Origin of the sequence: Mycolicibacterium tokaiense, from assembly GCF_010725885.1 — a bacterium.
Taxonomy (GTDB): Bacteria; Actinomycetota; Actinomycetes; order Mycobacteriales; family Mycobacteriaceae; genus Mycobacterium; species Mycobacterium tokaiense.
On the sequence record NZ_AP022600.1, the window covers coordinates 5834424 to 5854289 of the forward strand.

Genomic DNA, 19866 nt, shown 5'->3' on the forward strand with positions numbered 1-19866 from the left:
TCAACGCCGTGCACATGCAAGAGGGCCACCCGGGAACCGAAGACGGCAGCGCAGTCGCCGGTTCCAAGGACACAGTCCACAGCATCGCGGTGGCCGGCTCGGTGGCCACCGTCAGCAGCACTGCGGTCGCCGGGTCGGCGGCCACTGCCGTCAGTGCGGGCGTCACCGCGTCGGTGGGCACCGTCGCCAGCACCGCGGTAGCCGGCTCGTCCGGCACGGCCGGCAGCGTGGCCGTGGCCGCGAGCGTCCTGACCGTTCTCTCGGTCGCCGTCGCGGCCTGCGTCGCGGTCCTCGGATGTGTGGCCTGCACGCGGTGCATCGCCTGCGTCCTGTGCCTGAAGTGCACCGACTGCATCGGGTGCATCGCGTGCTCCAATTGCACCGGCCTGCGGTTCGCCATCGGCAAAACCGACGTGCACGCCTAGTTCAGCGTCGTGCGCATCAGCATCACGCTGTAGGTGTCCCACACCGAGAGCGTGAAGTACAGGTCCGACCCACTGGACCACGGATGGATATACGGGGCGTAGATCCCGCCCGGCACCTGCGCGGTCGTCACGATCGTCTTCGCCTGACTCCACGGGCCTTCCGGTTTGTCGGCAGTCCGCATCACCACATTGTTGAGCGTGTTGGTGTAGAGCATCACGAACTTCTTCAGGTGCTCGTTGTAAGCCACCGACATCTCACTGCCCGGCGCCCACACCACCTGCAGGGCCAGATACGGCGTGTTCCTGATCCAACCGAACGGGGTGAAGTACTCGTACGCCGAGTTGTCGGCCACCTTGTTCTCGGGAACCCGTGACAGGAAAGGCATTCCGCCGCGACCCGCGCCGGTGCCGTAGGCGTAGACGAAGCCGCCCGAACGAACGTACGCGGCCATCTGGAAGTTCTGGAAACCCCAGACGAACGGAACACCGGGGACGGTGTTGAACCAGCTGGGCCGGATTCCGCTGCGCGGCACCGTCCATGTCTCACCGTTGTCGTCAGAGACGGCCACCGCCGAGAAGTTGGTGGACCACTGCCCCGGATTGCCCCACTGACTCACCGACATGAAGTTGACGTACTGACGATTGCCCACCGAGATCCCCGCTGTGGGAATCACCGTCACCTCGGTGGCGGAGACGCCCAAGCTGGCGATCACCTGCCGCGAGAAGTCAGGCCGCTGCTGGGCCACCGGCGAGCCCGCGTAGATGTCCCCGAACTTCGGATCGGGAATCCGCATGCCGTCGGCCAGATTTCGGTCGGCGCTGCGGTACAGGACGTTCTTGCGCCATTCCTGGTCCTGCACAGCGCAGTTGCCGAACGTGTCACCGAAGGCGATGAGGACCTGCGGATCGGTGGCCGAACCGTTGTCCCACGTGATGCCCAGGTCGGTCCCGGAGATTCCGAACCGCTTGTAGGAATCCGTCTCTGGTCCGGTGAGCCACTGCACCCGGGTTGCGGTGGCCGCTGCGGGCGCGGCGGCGGCACGCGCGGTGGTCTCGGGCGCGACGGCGCTGTCGGCCTGCGCGGGGGTGAGGTTGTTCGGATTGGCCACCGCTCCGGGTTTGCGTCCGATGGGTACATGCAGAACCGGCAACTTCGGCAACGCCGAGGGAGCCAGGCCGCGCGTGGACGCACTCGGCGGCGGCACCGAACACGGATCGGCCGCCGCAGGCGCCACCACCACGGCGGGAATGGCCAGCGCTGCCACCAATGCGGACGCGGCTGTCATCGACACGAGTCGCGTGGTCGGAGTCATGGGGCCTTCCGGGCACGAATCACAGCCCACCACAGGGCTTTTGGGTTGTCGAAGTGGGCCATGACGCCGGCCCCGACAGACGGCATCTCCAGTTACAGTAGTGACCGATGTGGCAAAAGTGTCAGCAGCAACGCACCTGACACCCACTCGTGACGGTGCCGTGACTTGACCTCAACGCCGCTTCAGGTCCTACGGTCACGGGCATGACCGACCTGGGACCCTGGGGTATCGCCGTCAGCAACGCCGACCTGGCCGCGGCGCCCGCGCTCGAAGATCTCGGCTTCACCACCATGTGGCTGGCCGGCGGCCAACTCGACCGGTTGAGCAGACTCGACGACCTGCTGACCGCCTCCCGGAACGCGGTGGTGGCATCGGCCATCATTCCGGCGGACGTCTATCCACCGTCCGCGGTGACCGAGCTGTACCGACGCACGGAGGCGAACTTCCCCGGCCGCTTGTTGGTGGGGCTCGGCGGTCCGCAACACACCCCCACGATGGCGGCAGCCGAGGCCTACCTCGATCAGCTCGACGAGGTTCCCCCGCACCGCCGCGTCCTGGCCGCAATGGGCCCCCGCAAACTCGACCTGGCCCGTCGGCGTGCCGCAGGCGCGATCCCGATCCTGGTGACACCCGAATACACCGCCTACGCACGGTCCACGCTGGGACCGGACCGTCTGCTGGCGGTCGGGCTGTTCGTGGTGCTCGACGATGACCCGCGAACCGCCCGGCGGGTTGCGCAGGAGCCGTTACAGTTCCTGCTCGGCCGCGTCCCCACCTATCGGGAGTCCGCGCGCCGACAGGGATTCACCGACCACGACGTGGCCACCTTGAGCGACCGGCTGGTCGACACCCTGACGGTGTGGGGCTCGCCCGACACCGTGGCCGGGAGGGCCCGGGCCCTGCGGGCAGCAGGAGCCGACCACGTGAATCTGACCGTGCTGCCCGCCGGCAACCGCTCAGACCTGCTGTGGGCCGCCGACCGGCTGGCCGCTGCACTGTCCCGCTGACCGCACATCCGCCGGCTCGTCGGAGAACTCCCTGCCGATTACTCCCCGGATGTCCACCAATCCGCCGTAACGACCCTGTAAGTTTGCTCAGCAATCAGCCGGTCGGGGGGCCAGTGATGCGAAGGGGTACTTCTAACCATGGGTGCGACCAAAAACGCGGCAACACACATCGGCCGCATCGGTGGCCTCGCCGTGGCCCTCGGCGTCGGCGCAGCAATTGCCAGCGGAGCGGGCGCCGCCTGGGCAGACAGCACCGACAGCGCCCCCTCGCAGTCCCAGACCTCGGATACCAAGACCGAGTCGAAAACCGAGTCCAAGACCGCATCGAAGGCGGATTCTTCTGACGGCGACAGTTCGACGGAGAAGAACAGTTCGACGAAGAAGAACACCTCGGCGAAGGACGACACCGACGACAAGGACTCCGAGAGCGACACCAAGACCTCCACGAAGTCCGAGCGCTCGAGCAAAGCCGAGAAAAAGTCCTCCTCTCGCTACGAACGGCCCGGCGAAGCCGACTCGGAGTCCTCGCCAGAGCCGGCCTCTGACACCTCCGAGGAGTCGGAGACCACCGATCCGAGCGACGACTCAGAGGACCGTCCGACCACCGCAGTCGTCACCACCGTCGCCGCGTCGCAGAGCCCGTCGGCGGAAACCGAAGCCGCCGAGACCCCACAGGAGCCCGCGAGCTCTCCGGTGACCCCAGCGCTGACGCACATGCTGACCTGGATGCGCAAGGAAACCGCACGCCATTCCACTGTCACACCCTCGGCGGCGAACACCGTCCAGACGGCCGCCGTGGTGGTGGACCCGCTGCCCAGCCGGTTGCCGTCCACGCCGCTGGGCTGGGTCACCGGATCCGGAACACGCTGGCTCGACGGCAAACCGGTCAACGCGACGCAGAACACCTCCACCGAATTCGGCATCGGCAGCACCGATCTCGGCATCATGTGGGACGGCGGCACCATCAACGGTGAGCGTTTCGTCCACGTCGCCTTCGGTGATTCGTTCCGCGGTCCGCGCATGACCGGCGAATGGCTCAACAACGCCCTGCTCATCAGCTATGACCGCGACCTGCAGTCGGGGCTGGAGCTGGCCGATACCGGCCGGGTGCTCGGGCAGTTCATCGACCGTTCCCGTGGCCAGCTCGGACTGTTCAGCTCCGAGGTCACCGTCATCCCCACCGCCGGCATCCAGATCGACGGCACGCAGTACGTGAACTACATGTCGGTGCGCTCCTGGGACACTCCGGGCCGCTGGACCACCAACTACTCGGCGATCACCCAGTTCTATCCGGGCTCCGACGGTGGCGACTGGCGAATCGTTCCGTCCACCATCCGCTCGGCAGGCTGGCTGCGCTCGTCGACCCCGTACCGCGCCGGTGACCAGAACTTCCAGCAGATGGCCTACGTCCTGCAGCCGGAAGACCAAGTGGCCGAAGGGGATCCGCGCTACCTGTATGCCTTCGGCACACCCTCGGGCCGCGCCGGGTCGGCCTACCTGTCCCGGGTCGCCGAGGGCGACGTCACGGACTTGTCCAAGTACGACTACTGGGACGGCAACAAGTGGGTCCGCGGCAATGCCGCCGTGGCGAAACCGGTGATCGGCAGCAACCGTTCGTCGGGTCTGTTCGGGTTTGTCGTCGATTGGGCCAACGACCCCAACGTGTTCGGCGGCTACCTGGGCGGGTTGTTCGGCCCCAAGACCGGCGGCAACGTCAGCGAGATGTCGGTGCAGTACAACGAGTACCTGGACAAGTACGTGGTGCTCTACGGCGACGGCAATAACAACATCCAGATGCGCGTGGCCGACACCCCGGAAGCGGCCTGGTCGGCGCCCGTTCAGCTGGCCAGTTCGGCGGCCTACCCGGGTCTGTACGCGCCCATGATCCACCCGTGGTCGGGTACCGGCCTGCTGGAGGACAGCAGCGGTGACAGCGACTACAACAATCTGTACTGGAACATGTCCATCTGGGGTGACTACAACGTCGTGCTGATGCAGACCGACCTCAGCCCTCTGCGCCCCGTCGAGGTCTGAGCGCCATCACGGCCCGGTAACAAGTGGCCATGCGGTTGATAACGCCGCGCGTGTGCTGTGCGGACATCCGCGTGAGGCGCGGTTAGCTGGCGGACGTGACACGGGTACAGGCGGGCGACAACTGGTTCCGACGCAAGACCACAGCGCTGTCGGTGGCGATGGCCACTGCCGTATCGGCGGTGCTGCTCGGGATGGCGCCCGACGCGTCGGCGTTCTCCCGGGAGGGCCTGCCCGTGGAGTATCTCGAGGTGCCGTCGCCGGCGATGGGGCGCAACATCAAGGTCCAGTTCCAGGGCGGCGGTCCGCACAGCGTTTACCTGCTCGACGGCCTGCGCGCCCAGGAGGACTTCAACGGCTGGGACATCAACACCGCCGCCTTCGAATGGTTTCACGACTCCGGCATCTCGGTGGTGATGCCCGTGGGCGGCCAGTCCAGCTTCTACACCGACTGGTACGAGCCGGCGCAGAACAACGCCGGCACCGTCACCTACAAATGGGAGACGTTCCTCACCCAGGAGCTCCCGGCCTGGCTGGCCGCCAACCGCGCTCAGGACCCCAACGGCAACGCCGTGGTGGGGCTCTCGATGGCCGGTGGCGCCGCCCTCACACTGGCCGCCTGGCACCCACAACAGTTCATCTTCGCCAGCTCGCTGTCCGGCTTCCTGAGCCCGTCACAAGGGTTGTGGCCCACTATGATCGGCTTCGCGATGGCTGACGCGGGCGGCTTCCGAGCCAAGAACATGTGGGGCCCGTCCAACGACATCGCCTGGCAGCGCAACGATCCGACGGTCAACATCCCCCGGCTGGTGGCCAACCGGACCGCACTGTGGATCTACTGCGGCAGCGGGATGCCCGCCGAGTTCGACACCGGCCACGATTTCGGCACCAACTTCTCCGCCCAGTACCTGGAGAACATCACCGTCAGCTCCAACAAGGAGTTCCAGCAGAAGTATCTGGCTGCCGGCGGCCGCAACGCCATCTTCCAATTCCCCGCCAACGGCACCCACAGCTGGGGCTACTGGGGCGCACAGTTGCAGGCGATGAAGCCGGACATGATCCGCATCCTGAACGCGCCGCCGCCTGCGCTGCCTCCGGTGCCCATGGCGCCTGCGGCGCCCGCTCCGGCCGCCGCTCTCCCGGCACCCCCCGCTCCCGCGGCGCTGCCCGCCTCGGTGGTCCTGCCCGCCGGCTGACTCACAACACGGGGCGACCGCCGGTCACCGCGACCCTGGCGCCGGAGATATAACTGCCTTCGTCGGACGCCAGCAGCACGTACACCGGAGCCAGCTCGGCGGGTTGACCTGCCCGGCCCAGAGGGGTGTCGTCACCGAAGGACGCCACCTTCGCAGGAGGCATCGTCGCCGGGATCAGCGGTGTCCAGACCGGACCGGGTGCCACACTGTTGACTCGAATCCCCCTCTCCCCCAACATCTGTGCCAGGCTGGCCGAGAAGTTCGCGATGGCCGCCTTGGTGGCCGCGTAGGGAGCCAGCTGCGGTGAGGGCGAGTCGGAGTTCACCGAGGAGCTGCCGATCACGGAAGCACCGGCGGACATGTGCGGCAGCGCAGCCTTCACGAGGTAGAAGTACGCGCCGACATTGAGCCGGAACGTGTGCTCAAATTCCTCGTCGCTGATCTCCTCGAGCGAATCGTGGCTCATCTGGTAGGCGGCGTTGCTCACCAGGATGTCGATGCCACCAAATTCTGCTGCGGCGCGGTCGATGACGGCCCGGCAATGGGCGGGGTCGGCCAGATCACCGGGCATCAGGACACAGCGCTGCCCCGCGTCCTGCACCAGGGCCGCCACCTCGGCGGCGTCCTCGTCCTCGTCGAGGTAGGAGATCAGCACGTCGGCACCCTCGCGGGCATACGCGATGGCCACCGCCCGCCCGATGCCGCTGTCGCCGCCGGTGATGACGGCACGTTTGCCCTGCAGCCGGCCGGAGCCCCGATAGCTGTGCTCACCGCAGTCGGGCACCGGGTCCATCGCCGACTGGACGCCCGGCACCTGCTGTTGTTGCTCGGGGAAACCCATGGGGAACCTTTCGTCGTGGAGTCCGTGGAGTCGCTGTGCCGCCCCGCCTACCCGCAGCATCGACACCGAAACGCCGCCGGCAGATCAGGGGCGTCCGTCACAGCCGGGTTTGATTCACCGCAGTCGTGGAACCAGCACCACATGACAGAGCACCAGAAGGCCGACCAGGCCCGTAAAGGACTGATCGACACCGTCAAGGGAAAGGCGAAGGAAATCGCGGGTGCGGTGACCAACAACGATTCCCTGACCGCCGAGGGGCAACTCGAGCAGGCCCAGGCCCAGCAGCGTAAAGACGCCAATGCACTGGACGCCGTGGCGGACGCCGAAGCCGCCGAGGCTCGGGAGCAGAAGGTCGACGCGCAGGTCGAGGCGGCCCAGGAACGCGCCGTGGTGAGCGCCCAGACGGCGGCCACCGAGGACGCCGTACGCGCTCAGGAGGCCGAGCAGAAGCGCCAGGCCGAGCGGGCTGCCGCTCAGCAGAAGGCGGCCGCGGCTGTGCGAGCCGATCAGGAGGCCGGCTCGGCCGTGGCCCAGGCCACGGCCAAGGAGCAGGCGCAGCGGCGGGAGGCCACCGAGCAGGTGGTCGAGGCAGCCGAGGAGTACGACGAGCGCACCCTGGCTGCCGAGGCGGACCGGGCTGCCGCCAAGAGCCTGCGCCAGCAGGCCGACGCCATGACCGACGACCACTGACCATCAGGAGTTCACGATGAACATCACCACTGTGCCGAAGGCCGTCCTGCGCCTGCAGTATCAGCTAGTCCGTTTTCCGCTGGGGGTGATCGACCAGCAGATCCGCGCTCGCGTCGACGAGGACGCCCCGGTCCGGCTGATCTTCGAACGGTCGCTGGGCGCCCTGGACGCCACCGTCGGCCAGTTGCTGGGTGACCCGACGCTCACCGACCGGGGCACCACCATGAAGGTGCGCAGCGAGACGCTGGCAGAGGCCGTCGACCTGGAAGCCAGGGCCGAGGCCACCGAGGAGGCGGCCGAAAGCGCAGTCGAGGAGCAGGTCGAGGACGCGCGGGCCACCCAGGAGAAGGCCCGCCAGAATCGCGAACGCGCCGTGGCCGGAGCCAAAGCGGATGCCGCCGAACGCAAGCGGACAGCAGCTGCCAACGCTGACGCGGCCAAATCTGCAGCTCAGCGGCGCGCCGACGAGACGGCGCGCAAGCGGGTCGACGCCGCCGAGGCGAAGAAACGCGCGGAGCAGGACGCCATCTCGAGTGCCGAGCACGCCGTGGTCGCCGACGCCGAGGAGCAACAGGATCAGGCGCGTGAGAAGGCCGGTGCCGCTGCGTCGCTGCGCACCCGGGCAGACCAGGTGGAGGACCTCGCAGACGCCGAGAAGCAGAGTCGCAAGCAGTCCTGACCCACCCGTGCGGGCGGGTAATTCTCAGGACACGGCCGGGGCAACCGGCCTCCAACACCACGGTGGGCGGGCAATCCCCTTAGGGTGCAACCGTGACTCGCCTCGACCGCTTCTTCGAGATCTCCGCGCGCGGCTCCACCATCGCCACCGAGCTGCGCGGCGGAGTCGTCACCTTCATCGCGATGGCGTACATCATCGTGCTGAACCCGATCATCTTGTCGGGGACGCCGGACGTCGACGGAGCAGAACTGGGCTTCACCCAAGTCTCCGCCGTCACCTCGCTGGCGGCCGGTGTGATGACCATCGTGTTCGGGGTGGTCGCCCGGCTGCCGTTTGCGTTTGCGGCGGGGCTCGGCATCAACTCGTTCCTGGCCAGCTCCATCGTGGGAGACCTGACCTGGGCCGAAGCCATGGGTCTGGTGGTGATCAACGGCCTGATCATCGTGGCCCTGGCGGTCACGGGGTTGCGGCGGTTGATTTTCGATGCGGTGCCGATGCAGCTCAAGCTCGCCATCACCGCGGGCATCGGGCTGTTCATCCTGTTCATCGGTCTGGTGGATTCCGGTTTTGTCGGAGCCACCGGATTCGCATCGCCACCATTGGGCCTGGGCAAAGAGGGTGGCGGCTCCATCGCGACCATCCCCACCGTGATCTTCGTGTTCACCTTGCTGGTGACCGGCATCCTGGTCGCCCGCAAGGTGCGCGGCGGCATCCTCATCGGTCTCATCACCGGCACCGTGGTCGCGGTGATCGTGGAAGCTGTATGGCACCTCGGTCCCGGTACCGAGAATCCCGGCGGCTGGGGTCTGTCCGTCCCGACGCTGTCGGGCTCCCCGTTCGCCGTGCCCGACCTGTCGCTGGTGGGCGCGTTCAGCCTGGACAGCTTCGGCCGGATCGGCATCCTGGCCGCCGTGATGCTGGTCTTCACGTTGGTGTTCACCAACTTCTTCGACGCCATGGGCACCTTCACCGGACTGTCGAAGCAGGCCGGCCTGGCCGACCAGCACGGCAACTTCCCGCGCCTGCAGTCGGCACTCGTGGTCGAGGGTGCCGGCGCGGTGGTCGGCGGGTCGGTGTCGGCATCGTCGAACACCGTCTTCATCGAGTCCGGCGCAGGCATCGGTGAGGGCGCCCGCACCGGACTGGCCAGCTTGGTCACCGGCGGATTGTTCCTGGCGGCGATGTTTCTCACGCCGCTGGCCGCCATCGTGCCCACCGAGGTGGCAGCGGCCGCGCTGGTCATCGTCGGTGCCATGATGGCCGCCAACCTCAAGGAGATCGACTACGCCGACTTCTCGGTGGCGCTGCCCGTTGTGCTGACCGTGACGGTGATGCCGCTGAGCTACTCGATCGCCAACGGCATCGGCGTCGGCTTCATCTCCTGGGTGGTGCTGCGCAGCGCCTCGGGCAAGGCCAAGGAGATCAGTCCCCTGTTGTGGGTGGTGGCCGCCGGCTTCCTGCTGTACTTCGGCCGCGGCTGGATCGACACCCTGGTGGGGGCCTGACCGAGTTACCAGACGCGGATGTAGTCGACCAGCATCTGCGCCGGGTAGATGCCGGCGCTGGGGTCGCCGCCACCGGAGCCGCTGACCGCCAGGTTCAGCACCGGGAACATCTGGAAGCCGGGGTCGTTGAACCGCCAGTTCGCCATCGACCCGGCGGGGACGTCGAAATAGGGCGGCATGCCGGGCACCGGGTCTTTCCAGAACCGGATGCCCGCGGCGTCCCATTGGCAACGCCACACATGCCATTCGGGGTCGACGACGATGGGATGGTTGGCGGCCGTGGTGCCGTCCAACCGGGTGTGCACGGTGGATCCGGGACCCCAGCCGCCGTTGCCGAACCACTCGAGCACGTCGATCTCGCCGCCTTGGCCGAGCCGGTCGTTGAGCATCCAGAACGCCGGCCACGCGCCGGGGGTGAGGCATTCCAGTTTGATCCTGGCCTCCCAGGTGTGCCCGATGCCGATCCACTGCCTGCCCTGGATCTTGGCGCCGAAGTACCTGTCGCCCTCCCGGGTGGCCCGGATGACCAGGTTGCCCATGCCGTCGAGGTAGAGGTTCTGCCGGTCGTCGCGGTATTGCCCCATGTTCTCCGGGCGGTCCCAGAACGCCGGGTTGCGAATGGTCTCCCGGGCGGGCACCACGAACCATTTGTTGTAATCCGGTGGCGCGCCCGGGGGTCCGTCGAACTCGTCGGAGAACACCGGCGGCGCCAGGATTTCGGCGCCGGGGAACGGGGGTTCGGCAGCGGCACCGGGCATTTGAGCGGTCCCGGCCAACAGACCGAGCCCGGTCAGCATCAGCAGGCTGCGGCGATCCAAGTTCGGCACCCCCGCAATATAGCGATCTGGGCGCGTTTTCAACCGCTGACCGGTTGAAAACGCGCCCGAATCCCGTTACCAGCCCGGCAGGACGAAGATGCCCCACGCCAGTACCGGTGCGGCCACGATCATCGCCAGGCCCCACCGCAGCAACTGGCCCATCACCCGATCCCGGTCCTCCTCTGCGGCATTGGCCACGATCAGCGCGCCGGTGGTCGAGAAGGGCGAGGCGTCGACGATCGATGACGCCAAGCTCAAGGCGATGAGCATCGCCACTGCGTTGACCTCGCCGGCCAGCAGGAACGGAACCGCCAGCGGCACCAGGGCGCCCAGGATTCCGGTGGTGGACGCAAACGCCGACACCACCGCGCCGATGACGCAGATCAGCAGCGCGATCACCAGCGGCGAATCCAGATGTGCCACAGCGTCAGAGACGTAGGTGACGGTCCCGAGCTCTTGGAGCAGGTTCACATACGTGACGATCCCGACGATCAGGAACACCGAAGGCCAGGCGATCCGGGGCAGTGCCTCCTTGGCCACCGCCGGTGTGAGCATGCTCAGGACCACCGCCAGAGTCATTGCCACAAAACCGATGTCGAGATCGGTGAACATGACGATGCCCACCATGGCCGCCAGCCCGGCCAACGTCACGGCGATCTGGCGGGTCATCGCAGGGCGCACCGGCGCTTCGACTGCGGTGCGTTCGGCGACCAGCTGGCCACCCGTCGGTCTGGTCGCCGCTCCCCCGCTGCCGCCGTCGGAGTCGGCGACGTCCGAGACTGCGCGCCGGCGTGCCCGCGTCGTGATCACCACAAACAGGATGTAACAGAGCACCGCGTTGACCACGAAGCAGCTGAGGAACAACAGTACGGGCGACGACTGCACACCGTTCTCGACGGCGATGTCGTTGACGATGATGCCGAACAGGCCGATCGGTGAGAACTCGCCGGCGCTGACCCCGTTGGCCACCATGAGACCCATCAGCAGCGGGCTGATCTGGTAGCGCTGCGCGATGCGCATGGCGGTGGGGGCGATGATCGCGACGGCTGCCGGTGGCACCGCACCGATTCCGGCCAGACCGGCGGCGATCAGGAACATGATCCAGGGGAACGCCCAGACCCGGCCGTGCACCAGGCTCACCGCACCGTCGACCAGCCAGTCGATGGTGCCGTTGACTTTGGCGATCGCGAACAGAAACGTGACGCCGACGAGGATGACGAACAGACCGGCGGGGAATCCGCTGAGGATCTCCTTCTCCGACATCCCGGCCATGCCGAATCCGACGACGAACGTGGCCACGAACGCCAGGGCGCCCATGTGGACGTTGAGAAAGGTCGCGATCACGAAGACCCCGACGAGCATGGCGATGGAGAGCAATTGAAGCGACATGATGGCCTACTCTTCGTCTCAGTGCTTGGCGATCAAGGCGCCGAATCCGTCGAACTGGTCACCGATGCCCATGGCGCGCAGCGCATGCCAGTAGATCACCGTGCCCACCGCCCAGACCGGTTTTCCGAGTTCTTCCTCCAGCACGGGCGCCAGCCGGCCGAAACGCAGGTTGGTGCCGAGTTGGATGATGGCGTCCGGCCGGTGGGAGTCGGCCACCCGCACCGCCTCGCGCAGCCGGTCCTCGGTCTGCGAGGCGACTTCGATGATGCTGCGGCACTTGAGCCCCTCCACGCCCACCACGTCGAATCCGCGGCCTTCGAAATAGGCGACGGCATTTTTCTCGATCACCGGGTAGTACGGGGTCACCAGGGCGATTCGGCGGGCCCCGACTTCGTGCAGTGCAGCCTCGGACGCCTGGGCGCCCTGGGAGACGTCGACCCCCGACACCTTCCGCAGGTGGTCGAGCAGCGCGAAGCTGCCTTCGACTCCGCCCATGAAGCTCTGTGAGGACATACCGAGCACCAGGTGGTCGATCAGCGCTTCGTTGAGTCGGTGCACCGACTCGTCGAGGTTGGCGGCGACATGCCGCATGATGATCGACCAGTCCTCGTCCTCGGCGATCGACTGGTTCGGGACGTAGTAGCGGTCGACCGCGTTGATCACCCCCTCAGGGCGCAGATCCATCATCTCGTTCTCGACGACGACGTTCGGGCCGGGCGTCATGATCCCGATGACACCGCGCGGTCCCATGGCGTTGCGGTAGCGGGTGCGGTCGTGGGTGGTCCCGGCGATCGAGGCGGACATGGCTTCTCCTGGGTGTGAGTCGGATCACGTGCCCGTGGAGCGTAAGAGCTGTTCGTCTCCATTCAACCCGCCACAATCGGATACGCAGAATCCGATTTCCAGATATTGTCAGCCGGTGCATCTGGATTGGATCAAGGCGTTTGTCGCCGTCGCCGAGAAGGGCGGCTTCCTCCAGGCGGCCCAGTCGTTGGGGCGGGCACAGTCGCGCATCAGCGACCAGGTGGCCAAGCTCGAGGCCGACCTGGGGGTCGTGCTGGTGGACCGGGCGGTGCGGCCGGTGCGCCTGACTGTGGCCGGTGAGCTGTTCCTGGGCCACGCCCAGGACGTGCTGGCCACGCTCGACACCGCTCGTGCCGAAGCGCTGGCGCTCAGCGGATCCACGTACGGCACCGTGCGCCTGGCCTGCATGTCCAGTGTGGCCGGAGCTTTCGTGCCCCGACTCATCGACCGATTCAGCCGGGTGGAACACAACATCGAGGTCAACGTCCTGGAGGGCCCCACCGCCACCCTGCCGGAGGTGCTGCACCGCCGCGACGCGGACCTGGCCGTGGTACCGCTCGCCTACGTCCTCAATGATCCGGAACTGCAATACATTTCACTGTGGGACGAGCCACTGCGGCTGCTGGTGCATCCCGCCCACCGGTTGTCGGGCTCCGACGGGGTGGCCGTATCGGCGCTGACGGGCGAAACGGTGATCACCCCGGGCAGCGGCGACGGCGCCCGCGGGCTGTCCCCCGAAGTCGCCGCCCTGCTCGGTGAGGCGGGCGTCACCGTCGCCTCCGCACGCCGCGTGGCCAGTCCGCACACCCTGGTGTCGATGGTGCGGTCCGGACTCGGCGTCGGCGTGCTCAGCGAGCTGGCCGTACGCCTCACCGGCACCGAGGGCATCGACGTGCTGCGGTTCACCGAACCGGGCGCGATCCGGCACACCGTGCTGGCCTGGCGCCGTGATCGCAAGAATTCCTCGGCAGCACAACAGCTCTGCACCTTCATCGCGACTCACCGTCCGCCGGAGGGAACCACCCGGGCGCGTTAGCGCATTCAGTCCTGCACGGCCTTGGCCACCGCGATACAGGTGGTGAGCCAGGTGCGGTCCAGCGGGCCGGGGTCTGTCAGTGCCCACATCGCGTTGTGCACCATCCGGACCACCACCCAGGCCCGGGCGCGGTCCTCGTCGAACCCGGCGGCCTCGACCGCGGCGTAGAAGCGCCGGCGCACGCCGCCGCGGACATCGCCGGCCAGTTCCTCCCACCGGTTCCACAGCAGCGGCGCCACTTCGTAGTGCGGGTCGCCGCTCAGCGGGATCGGGTCGATGGCCAGCCACGGCTCCCGGTCGGCGGCCAGGACGTTGTCGTAGTGCAGGTCGGTGTGCAGCAGCACGCTCGTCGCGCCGGCGTCGGCGGTGAGGTCGCGACTGTGGGCCTGCGCCTGCTCCACCAGCCGGCGCGGCAGCGGTGCGTTGCGCGGCAGCGCGTCGAGCTCGGCGCTGTACTTCGTGATGGCGTCGGCGAGGCGGTCCAGCTGCGGCAGGGCAGGTACGTGCAGTCGCCCGTAGAGTCCGGCGATCACCTCGCAGGCCTCGACGTCCCACAGGTCGTTGAGGTCCCGGGAATGCAGCCGCTCGAGCAGCAGGGCGCGGTGCGGCGGGTCGGCACTGAGCAGCCGCACCGCGCCCGCGCCGGCCCACCTACGCAGCGCCAAATGCTCGTGTTGCGTCTCAGGGTCGGGGAATCCCAGCTTGAGCATCGCGGGGGCGCCGGCGTCGGTACGCACCGGCACCACCAACGACGCCCACCCGTGCAGCGGGCCACCGTCGGGCGTGATGTTCCAGTGGTCCAGCTGGCGTTCCAGCAGCGTGGGCAGTCCGTTCACCCAGCTCTGCCACTGCGGACCGCGAGTCGCCATCGCAGAGACTCCCGGCGGCAGTTCGATCACGGCCACCATGGTGCCAGCCGGGTGCTGTTCACCCACGTGACGCCGGCGGTGCATTTGCTGTAACACAGAGGTGACAGACTGACCCGTCCTCACCCCAGGTATCAGGAGTAGGTAGTGACCGACACAGCACAGTCCTCGTCAGAGTTGTCCGCCTTCGACGGCCAGCCGGCCCGGCACGAACACTCCCGCACGGGAATGTCGGCTGAGGCCCTGCGCCGCGCGATCTCCGACCACCTCGTGTACTCGATCGGCCGGCCGGCGGCCGCCATCACCACCGCGCACTACTACCAGGCGCTCTCCCTGGCCGTACGGGACCGGATGCAGCAGCGCTGGATGGCCACCACCCAGGACTGGCTGGACCTGTCCAACAAGGTGACCTGCTACCTGTCGGCGGAGTTCCTGATGGGCCCGCAGCTGGGCAACAACCTGCTGAACCTGGGTATCGAGGACGAGGCCCGGGCGGCGTTGGCCGAGCTGGGCCAGGACCTCGACGAGGTCATCGACTGCGAAGAGGAGCCCGGTCTGGGTAACGGTGGACTGGGCCGGTTGGCCGCCTGCTATCTGGATTCGTTGGCCACCCTGGAGCGTCCGTCGATCGGCTACGGCATCCGCTACGAGTTCGGCATCTTCGACCAGGAGATCCACGACGGCTGGCAGGCCGAGAAAACCGACAACTGGCTGGTGGGCGGAAATCCCTGGGAGATCGGCAAGCCGGACGCCAGCTACTTCGTCTGCTGGGGCGGCAAGACCGAGCAGTACACCGACATCGCCGGGAACCTGCGGGTGCGCTGGATCCCCCGCCGCGTCCTGCAGGGCATCTCCTACGACACGCCCATCCAGGGCTACAACACCAACACCTGCAACACCCTGACGCTGTGGAGCGCGCGTTCGGTCACGCAGTTCGCCCTGGACGCCTTCAACACCGGTGATTTCTACAAGGCCGTCGAGGACGAGGTCCTCTCGGAAAAGGTGTCCAAGGTCCTCTACCCCAATGACGAGCCGGAGGCGGGTAAGCGGCTGCGCCTGCAGCAGCAGTACTTCTTCGTGACGTGCTCGCTGCAGGACATCATCCAGATCCACACCGAGCGGGTGGGGCTGCCGCTGAGCGCGCTGCCGGACAAGTGGGCCATTCAGCTCAACGACACCCACCCGTCCATAGCGGTGGCCGAGTTGATGCGTCTGCTGATCGACGAGCACCACATGGACTGGGACGAGGCCTGGCGGATCACCGTCGCCACCTTCGGCTACACCAACCACACCCTGTTGCCGGAAGCGCTGGAAAAGTGGTCACTCGGACTGTTCGGCGACTGCCTGCCGCGGCACCTGGAGCTGATCTACGAGATCAACGAACGGTTCCTCGAGGAGGTGCGGGCCAAGTTCGGTGACGACGAAGACCGGGTGCGCCGGATGTCGCTCATCGGCGAAGACGGGGGCAAGACGGTCCGGATGGCGCACCTGGCCACCGTCGGCAGCCACTACGTCAACGGCGTGGCCGCGCTGCACTCGGAGCTGCTGAAAGACAGTGTGCTCAAAGATTTCTACGAACTGTGGCCCGAGCGCTTCGGCAACGTCACCAACGGGGTCACGCCGCGGCGGTTCCTGGCGCTGTCCAATCCCGGCCTGCGCCAGTTGCTCGACGAGAAGATCGGCGACGGGTGGCTCACCGACCTGTACCGGCTGCGCGAACTGGAGAACTTCGTCGACGACCCGTCCTTCCGGGAGCGGTGGCGAGAAGTCAAGCGCGCCAACAAGGGACGTCTGGCCGAATACGTGCACTCCGCCACCGGCATCGAGCTCGACCCGATGTGGATGTTCGACGTGCAGGTCAAGCGCATCCACGAGTACAAGCGCCAGCATCTCAACGCGCTGCACATCATCACCCAGTACCACCGGCTCAAGACCATTCCCGGTTACACCATGCCGCCACGGGCCTTCATCTTCGGCGGCAAGGCAGCACCGGGGTACTACCTGGCCAAGCGGATCATCAAACTGATCACCGCGATCGGTGACGTGGTCAACGCCGATCCGGACGTCAACCGATTCATGAAGGTGGTGTTCCTGCCGAACTTCAACGTGCAGAACGCCCATCTGATCTATCCGGCTGCCAACCTCAGCGAGCAGATCTCCACAGCCGGCAAGGAAGCCTCCGGTACCGGCAACATGAAGTTCATGATCAACGGCGCCCTGACCATCGGCACGCTCGACGGTGCCAACGTCGAGATCCGTGAGGAGGCCGGGGCGGAGAACTTCTTCCTGTTCGGCCTCACCGAGGACGAGGTGGAGAATGTGAAGGCCGGCGGATACCGGCCGCTGGACCATGTGGACCGGGATCCTGAACTGGCGGCGGTGCTCGAGTTGATCCGCGAAGGACGCTTCACCCACGGCGACACCGAGGTGCTCAAGCCCGTGCTGGACAACCTCATCCACGATGACCCGTTCATGGTGCTGGCCGACTACCGCTCGTACATCGATTGCCAGGACCGGGTGAGCGCTGCCTGGCGGGACGGTAACACCTGGACCCGGATGTCGATCCTGAATTCCGCACGCAGCGGCAAGTTCTCGTCGGACCGGGCCATCGAGCAGTACTGCGACGACATCTGGAACGTCACCCCGATGAACGTCGACATCTGACCGTTCTCAGACGGCGACGGCGTACCCGCGGCTCATCGCGACGCCGGCGAGCAGCTCACGCAGCTGCCGCCGGCCGCGATGCAGCCGGGACATGACGGTGCCCAGCGGGGTGCCCATGATCTCGGCGATCGCCCGGTACGGGAAACCCTCGACATCGGCGTAGTACACCGCCATCCGGTAGTCCTCGGGTAGCGCCGCCAGGGCGTCGGCGATCTCGCTGTCGGCCATGGCCTCCAGCGCTTCCACCTCTGCCGAGCGCAGCATGGTCGTGGCCGGGACGGCACGGTCCTCCCACTGGGAGAAGTCGACGCCGTATTCATCGACCCGCCGCTGCTTTTTGCGGTAGGCGTTGATGTAGGTGTTGGTCAGAATCCGGTACAACCAGGCCTTGAGGTTGGTTCCGGCTTGAAAAGTGCGAAAGCCGGTGTAGGCCTTGATCATCGTGTCCTGGACCAGATCCTCGGCGGCGTAGGGGTCGCGGGTCATCCGCAGTGCCCCGCCGTAGAGCTGGTCCAGCAGCGGCAAGGCATCCCGTTCGAAGCGCTCTGCCAGCTCGTCATCGTCGATAGATCTACGCAGCTGTGTCATCCCCGACTCCCATCTCTGTGTGGATGTCTTTCATCCTGGTCGCCGGGTGGGCGGGGGTCTGCGGTGTTGTCCTGACGGGTTTGCGGGGGTTTTCCCCACTACGAGCGACGGTCGGCTGCCTGGGTCCGGCAGTTCGTAGGGTCACGAGGGTGTGTTCGCGATCGAATCGCGAATTGCCTCGACCACACGACCGGAGATCGCGGGATCGCCGTCGGTGCAAACGCGCACCTCGATCACGAGGTTGGATTTGGCGGCCACAGATTGCGCGCATTCCGGCCGGGCGTCTGAAGTCACCGAATCGGGCACCGTCAAGATGTCGTCGAACATTCCGTACATGCCGAGTAGTCGCGGTGCGAAGTCGCCGCGATACGGCAGAGTCACCATCCGACCATGACATTGCGCCCACATCTGATGAACACTTCGTATGTAGTCCGCAGCAGCCATCGGGTGCTCCCAACGCGACACCTGCTGACGCATCCATAATGAGCCCGCAGCGCTCTCCCGTGTCCGCACGTCCGGGGGAATCGCCACCTCGCGCCCACAGGTGTCACCCCCGGCCGTGCTTAGGACCACACCGCCGCCCACCCCGATCTCGGGGACGTCGGTCACACCACCACCGAGGATCCGTCGCTGGTCCTCGGGACTGAGCAGCATCGCATCAAGCTGTTCAGTCCCGAAGACAGGCACGATCTCGGGACACTGCCAGAACCGAGTGACGTTCTGCCCATGGCCTATCCGTTCATAGAGTCCGTGATGGACGACGGTGGACAAGCGAGTCGCATCCCCGGGCAGTACCGTTACCGTGTAGCCATCGCCACTGGTCCACCCCGCCGGCACCAGAACCCATTCGTCGCCGACCACCTTGACCGCACGCAGGCATTCATACCGCGACATCGGCGGTTGTTGCGGATGGGCGCCGGGCAGAATCGACTCCCGGACCATCCGACCCGGGATACCTAGCGGGACAGCAGAATCCACAATCACACCCACCTCGTCAGACCACAGGTGTTCGGCGGCGTAGGTTGCGCGGCTCTCACCTTCCTCCACCGCGTGGATAGCGGTGACCCAGAACAAGGCCAGCACCATCACTGCCACACCGAGAGCGCCCAGCACCCGACACGCAGGCGTGGTGTCGGCGCCGTGTGCGGCACCGCGGGTGATGCGCAGCAACCAGTTGCCCGCGATCAGTAATGCCGGACTGCAGAAGATCAGCCAAGCCACCTGCCTGGGCGTGGTCTGCACATTGGGCACGCGTTCCAGTACCAGCCAGGTGAACCCGGCCAGCGCGCATACAAACCCTGACATCTGCATCAGCCAGGCAAGGACGCGCAGCAGACCGGTGTGACGTCCCCTCAACGCCAGACCGCGTAGCATCGTTGCGATCGCGACCACCGCGGCGACGGCGCCAAGGAACAACAGTGCGGCAAAGAAGAGCACCCCGAGCGTCTCCACTACGTAGTCGCGGGTGGTCAGGTTCAGAGTTTGCGGATCGATTCCGAAGTACTGCAACCGCGTTCGCAGCGACACTGCACCGAAGAAATAGCAGAGCCCGGTGATCAATGTGGCTGGCGCGACAAAGATCCCGGCCAGGCTGAGCAGGTGCTGCGCAGTTTGCAGCAACGATCTGTTGTCATCACTCATCGGGTGACACCACCGCAGTCGTCGTGTCCGGCACCGCCGAGCTCGGCACCACCGCGGTGGTGAGGGCGGGCAGCGTCGTGACGGTCGGGGCGGGGAGCGTCGTGGTGGGTGGTGGCGATGTCGACGGATAGAAGGCCCCGGATGTGGTGCCAGGCGGAATTTCCGCCCAAGTTCGGACCGTCGAGTTGGATACAGCCGTCGAACCCTTGGTTGAGGGCAACGTCATGGTCGTCGGATCCGGCGGCAGGGCAGGCGGATCGCCGGCTTGGGCGCATGCGCCGGCCCAGAAGGCGCACACGCCGATGATCACGAGCGAGATGGTCCTGACGATGAGGTGCATGGTGTCCCCCGACGGTCGAATGTGACCGATGCT

Annotated in this window: 18 protein-coding genes; 9 read left to right on the forward strand and 9 right to left on the reverse strand. The window is 66.7% G+C overall.

Annotated features, from left to right (window positions below; all coding sequences use genetic code 11):
- Nucleotides 1–14: 14 nt before the first annotated feature.
- Nucleotides 15–425 carry a hypothetical protein gene (locus G6N58_RS28130; protein WP_115280605.1) on the forward strand — a complete coding sequence of 137 codons (411 nt, stop codon included), beginning with the start codon at nucleotides 15–17 and terminating at the stop codon, nucleotides 423–425.
- Here G6N58_RS28130 and G6N58_RS28135 read toward each other — a convergent pair.
- Complete coding sequence (locus G6N58_RS28135) at nucleotides 422–1711, reverse strand: glycoside hydrolase family 183 protein (RefSeq protein ID WP_232068037.1); 1290 nt, start codon at nucleotides 1709–1711, stop codon at nucleotides 422–424. The genes G6N58_RS28130 and G6N58_RS28135 overlap by 4 nt on opposite strands.
- A gap of 230 nt (nucleotides 1712–1941) precedes the next feature.
- Here G6N58_RS28135 and G6N58_RS28140 point away from each other — a divergent pair, with 230 nt between their 5' ends.
- From G6N58_RS28140 to G6N58_RS28150, 3 genes are all read left to right on the forward strand, one after another.
- Nucleotides 1942–2745, forward strand: coding sequence for a TIGR03620 family F420-dependent LLM class oxidoreductase (locus tag G6N58_RS28140; RefSeq protein ID WP_115280603.1), 804 nt, complete (start codon nucleotides 1942–1944; stop codon nucleotides 2743–2745).
- Nucleotides 2746–2883: 138 nt separating this feature from the next.
- Nucleotides 2884–4779, forward strand: coding sequence for a glycoside hydrolase family 183 protein (locus tag G6N58_RS28145; protein WP_115280602.1), 1896 nt, complete (start codon nucleotides 2884–2886; stop codon nucleotides 4777–4779).
- A 158-nt stretch (nucleotides 4780–4937) separates the two neighbouring features.
- Nucleotides 4938–5972, forward strand: coding sequence for an esterase family protein (locus G6N58_RS28150; RefSeq protein ID WP_115281995.1), 1035 nt, complete (start codon nucleotides 4938–4940; stop codon nucleotides 5970–5972).
- A gap of 1 nt (nucleotide 5973) precedes the next feature.
- Here G6N58_RS28150 and G6N58_RS28155 read toward each other — a convergent pair whose 3' ends face one another.
- Nucleotides 5974–6813 (reverse strand): SDR family oxidoreductase, encoded by an 840-nt coding sequence (locus G6N58_RS28155; RefSeq protein WP_115280601.1) that lies wholly within the window; start codon nucleotides 6811–6813, stop codon nucleotides 5974–5976.
- 141 nt (nucleotides 6814–6954) lie between these two features.
- Here G6N58_RS28155 and G6N58_RS28160 point away from each other — a divergent pair, with 141 nt between their 5' ends.
- The 3 genes from G6N58_RS28160 (at nucleotide 6955) to G6N58_RS28170 (ending at nucleotide 9687) form a co-directional block, all read left to right on the forward strand.
- On the forward strand, nucleotides 6955–7503 hold the full coding sequence (locus G6N58_RS28160) for a CsbD family protein (protein WP_115280600.1): 549 nt from the start codon (nucleotides 6955–6957) through the stop codon (nucleotides 7501–7503).
- A gap of 16 nt (nucleotides 7504–7519) precedes the next feature.
- The gene (locus G6N58_RS28165; RefSeq protein WP_115280599.1) at nucleotides 7520–8182 is read left to right on the forward strand and encodes an IF2 family translation initiation factor; all 663 of its coding nucleotides are present in this window, start codon (nucleotides 7520–7522) and stop codon (nucleotides 8180–8182) included.
- A 92-nt stretch (nucleotides 8183–8274) separates the two neighbouring features.
- Entirely contained in the window at nucleotides 8275–9687 is a 1413-nt protein-coding gene (locus G6N58_RS28170; protein WP_115280598.1) for an NCS2 family permease, read from the forward strand.
- Between the two features lie 5 nt (nucleotides 9688–9692).
- On the opposite strand, the gene G6N58_RS28175 is transcribed toward G6N58_RS28170, so the two are convergent.
- From G6N58_RS28175 to G6N58_RS28185, 3 genes are all read right to left on the reverse strand, one after another.
- Nucleotides 9693–10514: a glycoside hydrolase family 16 protein gene (locus tag G6N58_RS28175; protein WP_163908504.1), complete on the reverse strand. Its 822-nt coding sequence runs from the start codon at nucleotides 10512–10514 to the stop codon at nucleotides 9693–9695.
- Nucleotides 10515–10580: 66 nt separating this feature from the next.
- Nucleotides 10581–11894, reverse strand: a complete 1314-nt coding sequence (locus G6N58_RS28180; RefSeq protein WP_115280597.1) for an SLC13 family permease — start codon at nucleotides 11892–11894, stop codon at nucleotides 10581–10583.
- A gap of 18 nt (nucleotides 11895–11912) precedes the next feature.
- Entirely contained in the window at nucleotides 11913–12698 is a 786-nt protein-coding gene (locus tag G6N58_RS28185) for a maleate cis-trans isomerase family protein (RefSeq protein ID WP_115280596.1), read from the reverse strand.
- 115 nt (nucleotides 12699–12813) lie between these two features.
- Between G6N58_RS28185 and G6N58_RS28190 the strand changes: the two genes are divergently transcribed.
- Nucleotides 12814–13734 (forward strand): LysR family transcriptional regulator, encoded by a 921-nt coding sequence (locus tag G6N58_RS28190; protein ID WP_163908507.1) that lies wholly within the window; start codon nucleotides 12814–12816, stop codon nucleotides 13732–13734.
- 5 nt (nucleotides 13735–13739) lie between these two features.
- Here the strand turns inward: G6N58_RS28190 and G6N58_RS28195 are convergent, their stop codons facing one another.
- Entirely contained in the window at nucleotides 13740–14633 is an 894-nt protein-coding gene (locus G6N58_RS28195; RefSeq protein WP_115281993.1) for an aminoglycoside phosphotransferase family protein, read from the reverse strand.
- A gap of 195 nt (nucleotides 14634–14828) precedes the next feature.
- Between G6N58_RS28195 and G6N58_RS28200 the strand changes: the two genes are divergently transcribed.
- Nucleotides 14829–17264 (forward strand): glycogen/starch/alpha-glucan phosphorylase, encoded by a 2436-nt coding sequence (locus G6N58_RS28200; protein ID WP_115281992.1) that lies wholly within the window; start codon nucleotides 14829–14831, stop codon nucleotides 17262–17264.
- Nucleotides 17265–17270: 6 nt separating this feature from the next.
- On the opposite strand, the gene G6N58_RS28205 is transcribed toward G6N58_RS28200, so the two are convergent.
- From G6N58_RS28205 to G6N58_RS28215, 3 genes are all read right to left on the reverse strand, one after another.
- A complete protein-coding gene (locus tag G6N58_RS28205) occupies nucleotides 17271–17852 on the reverse strand; it encodes a sigma-70 family RNA polymerase sigma factor (protein WP_115280594.1) in 582 nt (193 codons plus the stop codon).
- Between the two features lie 141 nt (nucleotides 17853–17993).
- Entirely contained in the window at nucleotides 17994–19493 is a 1500-nt protein-coding gene (locus G6N58_RS28210; RefSeq protein WP_115280593.1) for a sensor domain-containing protein, read from the reverse strand.
- On the reverse strand, nucleotides 19486–19833 hold the full coding sequence (locus tag G6N58_RS28215; protein ID WP_147289415.1) for a hypothetical protein: 348 nt from the start codon (nucleotides 19831–19833) through the stop codon (nucleotides 19486–19488). The genes G6N58_RS28210 and G6N58_RS28215 overlap by 8 nt, the downstream gene beginning before the upstream one ends.
- Nucleotides 19834–19866 lie beyond the last annotated feature (33 nt).

Excerpts from the sequence above, each read along its gene's own strand:
- G6N58_RS28160 (WP_115280600.1), top strand. The coding sequence starts at position 6,955 with ATGACAGAGCACCAGAAGGCCGACCAGGCCCGTAAAGGACTGATCGAC.
- G6N58_RS28150 (WP_115281995.1), top strand. The coding sequence starts at position 4,938 with ATGGCCACTGCCGTATCGGCGGTGCTGCTCGGGATGGCGCCCGACGCG.
- G6N58_RS28135 (WP_232068037.1), bottom strand. The coding sequence starts at position 1,711 with ATGACAGCCGCGTCCGCATTGGTGGCAGCGCTGGCCATTCCCGCCGTG.
- G6N58_RS28165 (WP_115280599.1), top strand. The coding sequence starts at position 7,520 with ATGAACATCACCACTGTGCCGAAGGCCGTCCTGCGCCTGCAGTATCAG.
- G6N58_RS28140 (WP_115280603.1), top strand. The coding sequence starts at position 1,942 with ATGACCGACCTGGGACCCTGGGGTATCGCCGTCAGCAACGCCGACCTG.
- G6N58_RS28205 (WP_115280594.1), bottom strand. The coding sequence starts at position 17,852 with ATGACACAGCTGCGTAGATCTATCGACGATGACGAGCTGGCAGAGCGC.
- G6N58_RS28130 (WP_115280605.1), top strand. The coding sequence starts at position 15 with ATGCAAGAGGGCCACCCGGGAACCGAAGACGGCAGCGCAGTCGCCGGT.
- G6N58_RS28185 (WP_115280596.1), bottom strand. The coding sequence starts at position 12,698 with ATGTCCGCCTCGATCGCCGGGACCACCCACGACCGCACCCGCTACCGC.
- G6N58_RS28210 (WP_115280593.1), bottom strand. The coding sequence starts at position 19,493 with ATGAGTGATGACAACAGATCGTTGCTGCAAACTGCGCAGCACCTGCTC.
- G6N58_RS28145 (WP_115280602.1), top strand. The coding sequence starts at position 2,884 with ATGGGTGCGACCAAAAACGCGGCAACACACATCGGCCGCATCGGTGGC.
- G6N58_RS28215 (WP_147289415.1), bottom strand. The coding sequence starts at position 19,833 with ATGCACCTCATCGTCAGGACCATCTCGCTCGTGATCATCGGCGTGTGC.
- G6N58_RS28155 (WP_115280601.1), bottom strand. The coding sequence starts at position 6,813 with ATGGGTTTCCCCGAGCAACAACAGCAGGTGCCGGGCGTCCAGTCGGCG.
- G6N58_RS28200 (WP_115281992.1), top strand. The coding sequence starts at position 14,829 with ATGTCGGCTGAGGCCCTGCGCCGCGCGATCTCCGACCACCTCGTGTAC.
- G6N58_RS28180 (WP_115280597.1), bottom strand. The coding sequence starts at position 11,894 with ATGTCGCTTCAATTGCTCTCCATCGCCATGCTCGTCGGGGTCTTCGTG.